An 11,138-nucleotide genomic window follows, 5' to 3' on the forward strand; every position below is an offset into this window, starting at 1 on the left:
CCCACGTTCGTACAGCGGCCAACCGTCCGGTCGGAGACGGTCCGGACTAGTCCTACACTCGGCAGCGGTGATCCGACGGTTCGTGTTGCGTCTGGCGATCGCGCTGACCACGACGATCGCGATCGTGGCGTTGCTCCTGGTCGGGGCGGGCTACCTCGCCCTGAACACCGAATGGCGCCTCCCGCCCGCCCGTGAGCTCGGCAGCCCCTCGTCGTTGTTCGATCGTGACGGCACGCCCTGGTACCGCTTCGCCGCCGAGGTCGAGCACCAGTACGTCCCGCTGGCCGCCATCTCGCCGTTCCTCCAGGACGCCGTGCTGGCCACCGAGGACCACCGCTTCTACGACCACCAGGGCGTCGACCCGCTGGGCGTGGTCAGGGCGGTGTGGCAGAACGTGTCGGAGCGGGAGATCCGTGAGGGTGCCTCGACCCTCACCCAGCAGTACGTCAAGAACGCCTTCACCGGGTCCGAGCGCACCTTCAGTCGCAAGATCCGCGAGGCCGTGCTGGCGGTGCAGCTGGAGAAGGACCTGTCCAAGGAGGAAATCCTCGAGGCGTACCTGAACCGGGCCTACTTCGGCGAAGGGGCCTACGGCGCGGAAGCCGCGGCCGTCACGTACTTCGGGATCGGTGCGGCGGACCTCGACCTGGCCCAGGCGGCCACGATCGCCCAGACGCTGGGCCGGCCGGCCGACTACTCCCCCATCGACGACCCCGAGGGGACCCTCGAGCGACGCAACCGCGTGCTGGATGAGATGGTGCAGTACGGCTTCGTCGAGCAGGCCGACGCCGACGCTGCGCGCCTGCAGCCGCTGGGCCTCGTCGACACCAACACGTCTGCACCGGCCGCCCCTTACCTGGTGGAGGAAATCCGCCGCCAGCTGCTGGAGGCCTACGGGCCGGACCTGCTGTACAAGGGCGGCCTGCAGATCACCGCCACGGTGGAGCTGGACCAGCAGTGGGCGCTGGAACGACAGATGGTGGCGCACCTGCCCGAAGAGGTGGGGTTCGAGCCGGCTGCGGTGGCGCTGGACCCGACGACCGGTGACGTGCTGGCCGCGTGGTCGGGACGGGGGTTCGAGGTGTCGCAGGTCGACCTGGCGCTGAACCCCGACTACGGCCGCCCGTCGGGGTCGACGTTCAAGGTCTTCGCCCTGGCGGCGGCGCTGGAGCAGGGCTACACGCTGGACTCCTCGTGGGCGGCGCCCGGGCAGATCACCATCGGCGACTGGAGCCCCCGTGGTGGCGGTTGTGGAGGCCGATGCAGCCTGCGACAGGCCACGGCCAGCTCGGTCAACACCGTCTTCGCCCAGGTGGCCGAAGCCGTCGGGTCGGGCCCGATGACCCAGATGGCCACCCGGCTGGGCGTGCAGTCCACCCTGCGCGACAACGACCTGACCCAGGTGCTCGGCACGTCGTCGGTGACGGCGCTGGACATGGCCAGCGCGTTCGGGACGCTCGCCAACGACGGGGTCGCCTGTCCGGCCCGTCTGGTGCTGGAGGTGACCGGACCCGACGGTGAGGCGCTGCCCCCGCCGGACCCGCGCCAACCCGACCCCGACGACGTGGAGCAGTGGTCCCGCCGGATGGGTGCCGAGGGCTGGGACATCGAGGACGACCCCGGCGGACTGGGCCGGTGCTACAGGGCCGTTGCACCCGGGGTGGCTCGTCGCGCCAACCTCGCGCTGCAGGACGTGGTGGACGGTGGCACCGGCAGGCGCGCCGACATCGGGATCCCGCAGGCGGGCAAGACGGGCACCACGTCGGACTCCGCGCAGGTGTGGTTCGTCGGCCACACCCCCGACCTGGCCCTGTCGGTGATGGTCAGCCACATCGACGGTGACATCCCGCTGCGCAACCTGCCCGGCTGCTCGGCGGCCTGCTATGGCGGTCAGCTTCCCGCCACGATCTGGGCGGACCTCGCGCCGGTCCTGCTGGAGGGGGTCGAGCCCCGCGAGTTCGTCGAACCCGGAGAGGGCGACGGTCGGGACGGCGAGCAGCCGACCCCACCACGTGGACCCTCGTCGTTGGTCACCAACCCCCAACCCGCCCGGCCGGCCCCCGCGCCGGTTCCCACGGTCCCACAGCCCTCCGCCGCGCCCGAGCCGCCGCCCCCGACGGCCGCGCCCCCGCCACCTCCACCGCCGCCTGAGGAGGACGACCCACCCGGTCCGAACGGCGGCATCGTCGGCGGCCTGCTGGGCCGGGACCCCGACGACCCCGACTAGCTCCCCAGCCGCGTGTCGTCCCCGTCGACCCCCTCGCGACCCAACCAACACCCCCCAGCTGTCTGTCGTCCCCGTCGACCCCCTCGCGACCCAACCAACACCCCCCAGCCGCGTGTCGTCCCCGTCGACCCCCTTGCGACGGAGACGACACGGGTCAGCCGGGCAGCCGGACGGTGGTGCCGGCGTCGATGCCGTCGGTGATCTCGGCACGGCCGTCAACGACCAGGCCGATCACGACCGGGGTCAACCGGTCGGTCGAGCCCTCGGCCACCCGGACCGCGGGGGTGCCGTCGGTGCCCTCGACCAGCGCAGCGACGGGGACCGTCACCGCCGCCGTTGTGCCGTCGGCGATCCGGCTGACCGTGATCGCCGACCCGTCGGGACGGTCCGACAGGTCGTCGTCGGCCTGGACGTGCAGGGTCCGGGTCCCCACCTGGTCGACCGTGCCGCCCTCCACGGCGACGCTGCGCGCCGACACCGTGCCCGTGCCGAGGACCCGGTCGTCGACCAGGAGGGTGACGGGGGTGCCGACCTCCCACGCGCGGGACTCGTCGGCGGGCGCGGGCACCACCACGAGCTGCTCCTCCCCGCCGACGCTCAGCACGGGGCTGCCGTCGGACAGGCTGGCACCCACGACGGCGTCGTGACGCAGGATCGTCGCCGGCGCGTCCAGCAGGACGACTTCGTCGGTGGTCACGGCCCCGTCGGGGTCGGTGCGGCCGAGCGCGGTTTCCCAGGCCTCGACAGCGCTGGCCGTGGCGGAGGTGAAGGTGGTGTCGACGGTCAGGTCGTCGCCGTAGCCGAGCGACACCAGCGCCGACTCGAGCAACGCCACGTCATCGCCGTCCTCGGCATCGGTGTCGAGGTCGCGGTACCAGACCCCGTCACCGACCAGCACCACCACCGGTTCGGCGTCGAGGGTCCAGGCGACCGTGCCGAGGTCGAGCAGGTCGCCGACCGCAGCGATCGAGGTCAGCGTGGGGCCGTTCGCGGCGACACCCGCGCCTGCCTCGACGGTGCCGCTGGTGCCGGCCGAGCCGGTCCCGCCGCCCAACCCGGTGGTCCCACCGCTCGTCGTCGTCCCGCGGCCACCGCCACCGCCGCCGGGTGCGGCCGTACCGGCGCCATCGGACTGTCCGTCCTCGCGACCGGCATCTGCCTGGTCGCAGTCGACGGCGTCGTCGGGCGCGGGGGTCGGTTCCGGTTCGGGTGTCGGCTCGTCGGTCGGTTCCGGGACGGGCGTCGTCGTCGGTTCGGGGTCGGGCGTGGTCGCTGGCTGCGCCGTGTCGGGCACGCACACCGCTGACGGCTCCGACGCCGTGGGGGTCGGAGCCGCCGGTGCCGCCGGCTCGTCGGTCGGCTCGACAGTCGGCCCGCCTGTGGGCTCGGCGGTCGGCCCGGCTGTGGGGTCGGCAGTCGGCTCGGCGGTCGGGGACGCCTCCGTGGTCGGCGTCGGCTCGGCCGTCGGGCTGGTCCCGGACGGCGGGGTCTCGGTGGGCGCCCCTGTCGTGGGCGTCTCGGTCGTGGGCGTCTCTGTCGTGGGCGCCTCGGTTGGGGACGCCTCGGTTGGGGACGCCTCGGTTGGGGGCGCCTCGGCGGCGGGATCGGTGGACGGGGCCTCCGTGGCGTCCTGGGCCACCTTCTGGCCGCGCAGGCCGGCAACGGCAGCCTGCCCGTCACCGGACGCGACGGCGTCGTCGTCGGAGGAGACGGGGACGGCAACGACGCCACCACCGATGGTCAACGTGCGCTCGTCGGCACGTTCGACGGTGCCCTCCAGCGTGGCGTCGACCACGAGCTCGGCCGCTGTGGCGACCGTGGTGGGGCCGGGATCGATCGGGGCGGTCGTCTCGGCCGCCCCGGCCACGCCACCGACGGCCAGTCCAGCCCAGACCATGCCGAGAACTGCCGCGCAGACCACGGCGACGCCGAGCACGGCAGGAGCCCTGCCAGACGCCGAAGAAGCGGATGGATCGATGATGGGCATGTCAGACGGTCCTCAGGGCATCGGTGGGTGAGAGGCGGGACGCACGCAACGCCGGGTACAGCCCGGCGAACGCCCCGATGAGCAGGGCGGCACCGAGGCCACCCGCGACGGCAACGCTGGGGATGACGACAGGCCAGCCGCGGATCATCCCGTAGCCGACGGTGACGCCCGCGCCGAGCGCGACACCGAGCACACCACCGAGGCCGGACAGGACCAGCGACTCGCCGAGGAACTGGATGGTGACGTGGCGGCGGGTCGCGCCGAGCGCTCGCCGCAGGCCGATCTCCGACCGGCGCTCGAGCACGGAGATGACCATGACGTTGGCGATGCCGACCCCGCCGACCAGCAGCGCAACCGCGCCCAGGCCGAGGAAGAGCGAGGTGAACGCATCGCTGGCTGCGGCACGAGCCTCGATCGCGTCGCTCGGACGCGACACCTCGACCTGATCAGGATTCTCCGGATTGGTGGTGGCCGGGATGACGTCCTGGACCGCGTCGACCTGCTCTGGGTCGACTCGCAGGTGGATGATCTCCGGCGTGATGTCGGCATCCAGCAGCGACGCGGCGATGCCGGTGCCGATGATCGCCGAGCGGTCGATGTCGGGGGCCAGCGGCAGCTCGTCGAGGATCCCGATGACGGTGAACCACTCCTCGCCGATCCACACCCGCACACCATCCGCGACGTCGTCGATGCCGAGGCGCTGGGCGGTGACCGCGCCGAGCACGGTGACCGGCAGGTCGCTGCGGACCGCGTCGAGCCACTCGCCGTCAGCGACACTGCCGACGAGCGTGTCCAGCAGGTCGGTGTCGGCAGCCTTCACGCTGATGCCACCGGTCAGGTCCTCGGGGACCAGGTCGGTGCGGTACACGGCAGCGGTGACGGAGGTGACCGACGACGACGCCTCGACCGGACCGATGCGCGCCAACATCGCGTCGGCGGTCTCGGGCAGGGTCGGGTCTCCAGCGCCCAGCCCGAAGCCGGTGCCGGCCTGGACGCTGAGCAGGTTCGTGCCGAGGTCGTCGAGCTCCGACAGCAGGTCGGCGCGAGAGGACTCGGAGATCCCGAGGACGGCGACCATGGCGGCGATGCCGATGGCGATGCCGAGCGCCGACAGCGCCGTCCGCATGCGGCGTGTCCGCAGGCCGACCGTGGCGACGCGCACGACATCGATGGTGTGCAGGGAGCTCGAGGGCACCGCGGTCCGACGTCGGTTCGGCAGCAGGCGAGCAGGCACGAGGCGACCCATCACGCCACCGCCGCTGCGGAGTCGCTGACAACGTGGCCGTCACGGATCTCGATCTGCCGCGGCAACGACGCGGCGATCTCCCGGTCATGGGTGATGACCACGATGGTCGACCCTTCTTCGTGCAGCTGGTGGAGCAACGCCACGATGGCGGCGCTGGAACGGGAGTCGAGGTTGCCGGTGGGCTCGTCGGCCAGGACCACCGCGGGTCGGCCGACAAGCGCCCGGGCGACCGCCACGCGCTGGCGTTCGCCGCCGGACAGCTTCTCGGGGTTGTGGTGCAGGCGATGGGACAGGCCGACACGCTCCAGCGCCTCCTCGGCACGTGCCCGACGTTCGCGGAGGGCGAGCCCGGTGTAGAGCAGCCCATCAGCGACGTTGTCGATCGCCGAGAGCCCCGACAGCAGGAAGAACTGCTGGAAGACGAACCCGATCTCGCGGGCCCGCAGCGCGGACAGGTCGGCGTCGCGCAGGGTCGAGACGTCGTGGCCGGTCACCACGACCGTGCCCTCCGTGGGCCGGTCGAGGGTGCCGATCAGGTTCAGGAGCGTGGACTTGCCGGATCCGGACGGACCGACGATGGCCAGCAGCTCACCCCGGCGGACGGTCAGGTCGATGCCGTGGAGGACCTGGGTGGGCGGTTCGCCGGGATAGGCCTTGGTGACCTCGCGCAGCTCCAGCACGGGTTCGGCGAGGACAGCCGGATCGGACGAGCCGAGCGGGGCGGCGGAACCCGTCATGACGGCACCACCACGGTCGTGCCGGGCTCGACCCCGGTCACGCCGACCCAGCCGTCGACGAACGTGCCGACCTCGACGGCCACCAGCCGGGTGGCGGCGCCGTCGACGACCTCGACGGCGTACCCGCCCTCGGCGAGGGCGATCAGCGCGGTCACGTCCACCGCGACGACGTCGTCCTCCCTGGAGGTCTCCACGGTCACGGCGACGGTGCCGGACTCGATGTCGGTCTCGGTCGGATCGTCGAGGGTGATGATCACCGGGACGGTTGGATCGGTGGTCGTCTCCTCGTCGGCGGCCTCGGCCTCGGCGTCGACGCCGACGGTCGCCACGGTGCCGGTGGTCGCGGCACCGTCGGGCAGCTCCAGCGCCACGGTGGCGCCCAGCGGCAGCTGCTCCAGGTCGTCGGTGTCGAGGTCGACGGTGACGACGAGGTCGGTCCCGGTGGCGGTCAGCAGCTCGCTGCCTGCCTGCACACGGCTGCCGACGTCGGCGGTGATGCTCGCCACGCGCAGCGGCCCCGTCGTGAAGACCACGTCGGCGGTCTCGACCACTCCGTCGGGTTCGAGTCGGCCGAGGGCGGTCTCCCACGCCTCGACCGCGATGGCCGTGACGCTGGTGAAGGTCTCGTCGACGGTCAGGTCCAGGCCCTCGGCGTACCCGGCGGCGACCAGCCAGGTCTCCAGCTGCTGGACGTCCGGACCGTCCTCGACGCTGCTGTCGAGTGCGCGGAAGAAGGGGATGGGGCCTTCCAGCAGAACCGTCGGTTCGAGGTCCACGGCCACCAGGACGTCGCCGGGCTGCAGGACGTCGCCGACCGTGGCTGCGGCGGTGACGATCCCGTCGGCGGACGCCGAGAGGACGCTGGACTCGCCGTACCCGAGGGTGCCCTCGAGCTCCTCGGTCACGACCATGTCCCGGACGGCAACGTCGGCCGTTGCCAGCGGAGCGGCCTCCGTGGCCGAGGCATCAGCAGCCTCGGGATCGGCGGCCGACGTCTGCGTGGCCATCGCGTAGCCGACGACGGACAGGACGCCGACCACGCCAAGAAGGACGACGAGCAGGCGGCGCATCACTGGCCCTGCCCGCCTGCGCCACCGCGGCCGCCCGGCCCACCAGCGCCACCGAACGGCGCGCCGTCCTCGCCGAAGGCCTCCGCCTGGCAGGCCTCGAGGTCGGCCTGCACCGACGGGTCCTCCCGGTCGAGGCCTCCGAACATCGCGCCGAGGCCCCCGGGGCCGTCGTCGAGGCTGGGGTCAGCCACGTCGTGGCCGAGGTCACGCAGGCACTGGGCAAGGACGAGCGACTGGTCCTGCAGCTCGGTCTGGTCCTCGTCGCTGAACTCGAACCCGCCACGCTGGAGGGGTGGTTCACCGCAGGCGTCGAAGGCCTCCTGGCGACCAGCGTCGTCGCGCTGACCCAGCCCCGCACCGCCGGCACCAGCATCCGCGGTACCCGGACGGGCACCGCCACCGGGCGGGGCGAGCGTCAGGTTGCCGTCGGCGTCGACGGTCGGGTCGTCGATGTCGATGCCCTCGCCGCGCATGCACTCCACCCAGTCCAGCAGGTCCTCCTCAGTGACCTCGGCGTCGGTTCCGTCGGTGTCACCATCCCCGGTGTCGGCGGTTACGACGGCCTCGGTCGCGAGGGAGGCGACGCCCTCGGAGGCGGAGGCGTCGTCACCTCCCCCGCAGGCCGAGGCGGCCAGCGCGAGGACGAACAGGAGCAGGAGGGCGGGCCGGCGTCGACGAGCAGGCGGTCGCCGCCGCGACGACGGGGGTGTGTGCATTGAGGTGGTCATGCCGAGCGATGCTGCGGCGGCTGCACGAGACGCGGCTGGGACGAACACGAGAGCTTGCCGAGAACACGCACACCCACGGCACGCACACAGGCGTCTCTCAGGAAACTCCCAGAAACCGCCCGCATGCTGTCGAGCCATGACGGCACAACACCTGCTCCTGGTCGACGACGAGGACAACCTGCGGACCATGCTCGTGGCAGCGCTGCGCCACCACGGGTTCGAGGTCGAAGGGGTCGGCTCGGGCACAGAGGCCCTGCGTGCACTGGAACGCTCCACGCCCGACGCCGCGGTGCTCGACGTGATGCTGCCCGACATCGACGGCTTCGAGGTGTGCCGCCGGATGCGGGCCCGGGGCATCGCGATCCCCACCGTGTTCCTGACCGCGCGCGACGCGGTCGAGGATCGGGTCCATGGCCTGACGATCGGCGGGGACGACTACCTGACCAAACCGTTCAGCCTGGAGGAGCTCGTGGCTCGCATCACCGCGGTCCTCCGACGTGCGGGCACGGTGCCGTCGGGTCAGCACCTGTCGTGTGCGGACCTGGAGATGGACGAGGTGGCCCACCGGGTGACCCGGGCGGGCGAAGCCGTCCACCTCTCCGCGACGGAGTTCAACCTGCTGCGGTGCCTGCTTCGCAACACCGGTCGGGTCATGTCCAAGGCGCAGATCCTCGACGAGGTGTGGCGCTACGACTTCAACGGCGACGGTGGGGTGGTCGAGACCTACATCGGGTACCTGCGCCGCAAGCTCGATGACGGCCACGACCCCAAGCTGATCCACACGATCCGCGGGGTCGGCTACGTCATGCGCACCAACCCGTGAGCCTGCGTGCTCGGCTGATCGCCGGGATGGTCGTCGTGGTGGTGGCGTTGGCGGCCGCAGGATGGATCACCGTGGCGAGCACCCGCGGCCATCTGGTGGAGCAGGTGGACGAACAGCTGCGCGGGCTGGGCGGGTTCGGCCGGTTCGGTATCGCCGTTCCCTCGTGGGCGGGCGACCGACCCGACGGCGGCGTCCCGCCGGACTTCGCCGACCTCCTCGACGGCGACATCCGAGACGGCGACATCCAGGACGGCGACATCCAGGACGGCGACATCGACGCAGTCGAATCACGCGATCGGCCGCCGTCCCCGGTGTGGATCGGGGTGCTGTCCGACGACGGCACCGTCACGACCCTGTCGAGCCCCACCTTCGGAGACGACCAGCCGGCGCCCGACACCACCGAGGTGGCCGGGCTGCTGGAGGACGTCGAGGACCCGGACGGAACGTTGCTGACCGTCGACAGCGACCCTGCGGGTGTTCGGTACCGCCTCCGGGTGCTGACCAGCCCGAACGACGACGCCGTCCGGCTGGTCGCCCTGCCGCTCGACGACGTCGATGCCGCGGCGCGGCGGCTCGCTGTCGTCGTCGCGGCGGTCACCACCGGTGCCGGGCTGGTCCTGGTGTTCGTGATCGGCGCGGTCGTACGCCTGGGGGTGACGCCGCTGCGTCGCATGACCCGGGCCGCAACGGTCATCGCCGACGGGGACCTCTCCCACCGTGTGACCCACGGGGACTCCCACACCGAAGCCGATCAGCTCGGCGCCGCGCTCAACCGGATGATGGGCACGATCGAAGAGGCCTTCGACGCCAAGGACGCCACGGAGCAGCGGCTGCGCCGGTTCGTCGCCGATGCCTCGCACGAGCTGCGCACCCCGACCTCGACGATCCGTGGGTACGCGGAGCTGTACCGGCTCGGTGGGTTGGCCGACCGAGCCGCCATGGACGACGCGATGCAGGCCACCGAGCAGGAGGCCGCGCGCCTCGGCCGGCTCGTGGAGGACCTCCTCCTGCTGGCACGCACCGACCGCGGCCGGCCCCTGGACGCCACGCCTGTCGACCTGTCCGCCGTCGCCGCCGATGCCGTCCGCAACGTCGGTGTGGCCCACGGGACCCACACGGTCGAGCTGGACGTCGTCGAGGGTGCCGTGGTGACCGGCGACCCCGACCGGCTGCGGCAGGTCATCGGCAACCTCGTCGACAACGCCGTCCAGCACACCCCGGACGGCACGACGGTGCGGGTCGGCACCACCGTCGACGACGGCCACGTCGAGGTCCGGGTCAGCGACAACGGGCCCGGCATCCCCTCCCACGTGGGTGCGCAGGTGTTCGCCCGGTTCTGGCGTGCCGACGAATCCCGCACCCGGGCCTCGGGCGGCAGCGGGTTGGGGCTGTCGATCGTGCAGTCCATCGTCGAGGCCCACGGTGGCGACGTGGCGCTCTTCCCCACACCCGGGGGTGGCGCGACGTTCCTCGTCAGGTTGCGGCAGGCATCGGCAGTGGCACGTGCTCACCATGACCGTGCCCCTGTCCTCGGCCACCCGACGGGGTGACCAACCAGACCTTCGCAGCCCCCGCCGCCCGCCACGTTCCGTCGGCCGGCGACCACACCACGGCGGTCATTTCGTCCACGCCGATGACCGTCTCGCCCCGGTCGATCACGAGCGACGACACCGCGCCGGCGATCCGTCGGGCGAACCCGAAGCGGTCGAAGTGCGGGATGGTGGCGACCGGGCCGGCCAGCCCCAAACCCTCCACCGGATGGGTTCGCATCGTCAGGGTGGTCCGGCCCAGCGCCATCGCCCCGGCCGAGCAGCCGGCCAGCGCAGCCCCTCCCCGCCAGGTCCTCGCGATGGCCCCGTCCAGCGGTGTCCCCCGCAGGGTGTCGGCCAGATGGCCCGGGTTGCCGCCCGACAGGTAGATCATCCCGACCCCGTCGAGCAAGTCCACGAACCGCTGGTCCATCGCCGCGGCCCGCTCGCGCACGTCGACCTCGACCACCTCCGCATCGAGTCCCGCGTAGTGGCGGTGGGCGAGGTCGAACCAACGGCGGACGCTGCGATCGCCCTCGGGGCCCGCGGCGGTCGGCAGGACGGCGACCCGCCGAGCCCGCCCGTCGAGCAGGTCGGCGTCGACCTCGGCCATGGCCGGCAGGAACTCGCCGCTGCCGACCAGGGCCAGCGGTCCGGCGGTGGTGGCCGTCACGTCCGTCATGGGACACGAGTCTGTCAGGTCGTGGGTGTCGGGACGTCGACGCCCGACGCACCGCACCGCCGGATCCCGGATCCCCGGTCCGACACGCGAGTCGGTGGTCTAGCATCCC

9 protein-coding genes are annotated in these 11,138 nt (G+C 72.4%); 3 read left to right on the plus strand and 6 right to left on the minus strand.

Annotation, left to right across the window (positions count from 1 at the left end; all coding sequences use genetic code 11):
• Positions 1-67 precede the first annotated feature (67 nt).
• Positions 68-2,227, plus strand: coding sequence for a transglycosylase domain-containing protein (locus DVS28_RS18175; RefSeq protein ID WP_164710727.1), 2,160 nt, complete (start codon positions 68-70; stop codon positions 2,225-2,227).
• A 154-nt stretch (positions 2,228-2,381) separates the two neighbouring features.
• On the opposite strand, the gene DVS28_RS18180 is transcribed toward DVS28_RS18175, so the two are convergent.
• From DVS28_RS18180 to DVS28_RS18200, 5 genes are read right to left on the minus strand one after another with little or no spacing between them, the layout of a single operon-like run.
• Positions 2,382-4,214 carry a peptidoglycan-binding protein gene (locus DVS28_RS18180; protein ID WP_164710728.1) on the minus strand — a complete coding sequence of 611 codons (1,833 nt, stop codon included), beginning with the start codon at positions 4,212-4,214 and terminating at the stop codon, positions 2,382-2,384.
• 1 nt (position 4,215) lies between these two features.
• Positions 4,216-5,460 (minus strand): ABC transporter permease, encoded by a 1,245-nt coding sequence (locus DVS28_RS18185; protein WP_114592724.1) that lies wholly within the window; start codon positions 5,458-5,460, stop codon positions 4,216-4,218.
• Positions 5,460-6,197 carry an ABC transporter ATP-binding protein gene (locus tag DVS28_RS18190; RefSeq protein WP_114592725.1) on the minus strand — a complete coding sequence of 246 codons (738 nt, stop codon included), beginning with the start codon at positions 6,195-6,197 and terminating at the stop codon, positions 5,460-5,462. Before DVS28_RS18190 ends, DVS28_RS18185 begins: the two co-directional genes overlap by 1 nt.
• Positions 6,194-7,267 carry a peptidoglycan-binding protein gene (locus tag DVS28_RS18195; protein WP_114592726.1) on the minus strand — a complete coding sequence of 358 codons (1,074 nt, stop codon included), beginning with the start codon at positions 7,265-7,267 and terminating at the stop codon, positions 6,194-6,196. The genes DVS28_RS18190 and DVS28_RS18195 overlap by 4 nt, the downstream gene beginning before the upstream one ends.
• The gene (locus DVS28_RS18200) at positions 7,267-7,995 is read right to left on the minus strand and encodes a hypothetical protein (RefSeq protein WP_164710729.1); all 729 of its coding nucleotides are present in this window, start codon (positions 7,993-7,995) and stop codon (positions 7,267-7,269) included. The genes DVS28_RS18195 and DVS28_RS18200 overlap by 1 nt, the downstream gene beginning before the upstream one ends.
• Positions 7,996-8,131: 136 nt before the next feature.
• Between DVS28_RS18200 and DVS28_RS18205 the strand changes: the two genes are divergently transcribed.
• Both DVS28_RS18205 and DVS28_RS18210 read left to right on the plus strand, forming a co-directional pair.
• Complete coding sequence (locus DVS28_RS18205) at positions 8,132-8,818, plus strand: response regulator transcription factor (RefSeq protein WP_114592728.1); 687 nt, start codon at positions 8,132-8,134, stop codon at positions 8,816-8,818.
• Positions 8,815-10,368, plus strand: coding sequence for a sensor histidine kinase (locus DVS28_RS18210; protein ID WP_114592729.1), 1,554 nt, complete (start codon positions 8,815-8,817; stop codon positions 10,366-10,368). Before DVS28_RS18205 ends, DVS28_RS18210 begins: the two co-directional genes overlap by 4 nt.
• Here DVS28_RS18210 and DVS28_RS18215 read toward each other — a convergent pair.
• Positions 10,292-11,029, minus strand: a complete 738-nt coding sequence (locus DVS28_RS18215) for a Type 1 glutamine amidotransferase-like domain-containing protein (RefSeq protein ID WP_114594263.1) — start codon at positions 11,027-11,029, stop codon at positions 10,292-10,294. The two genes, DVS28_RS18210 and DVS28_RS18215, sit on opposite strands and share 77 nt — an antisense overlap.
• Between the last annotated feature and the right edge of the window lie 109 nt (positions 11,030-11,138).

Source organism: Euzebya pacifica (assembly GCF_003344865.1).
Classification (GTDB): domain Bacteria; phylum Actinomycetota; class Nitriliruptoria; order Euzebyales; family Euzebyaceae; genus Euzebya; species Euzebya pacifica.

Bases quoted from the DNA above. Each gene is read 5' to 3' on its own strand.
- DVS28_RS18180 (WP_164710728.1), bottom strand. From the start codon at position 4,214: ATGCCCATCATCGATCCATCCGCTTCTTCGGCGTCTGGCAGGGCTCCT.
- DVS28_RS18185 (WP_114592724.1), bottom strand. From the start codon at position 5,460: ATGGGTCGCCTCGTGCCTGCTCGCCTGCTGCCGAACCGACGTCGGACC.
- DVS28_RS18205 (WP_114592728.1), top strand. From the start codon at position 8,132: ATGACGGCACAACACCTGCTCCTGGTCGACGACGAGGACAACCTGCGG.
- DVS28_RS18215 (WP_114594263.1), bottom strand. From the start codon at position 11,029: ATGACGGACGTGACGGCCACCACCGCCGGACCGCTGGCCCTGGTCGGC.
- DVS28_RS18195 (WP_114592726.1), bottom strand. From the start codon at position 7,267: ATGCGCCGCCTGCTCGTCGTCCTTCTTGGCGTGGTCGGCGTCCTGTCC.
- DVS28_RS18190 (WP_114592725.1), bottom strand. From the start codon at position 6,197: ATGACGGGTTCCGCCGCCCCGCTCGGCTCGTCCGATCCGGCTGTCCTC.
- DVS28_RS18200 (WP_164710729.1), bottom strand. From the start codon at position 7,995: ATGACCACCTCAATGCACACACCCCCGTCGTCGCGGCGGCGACCGCCT.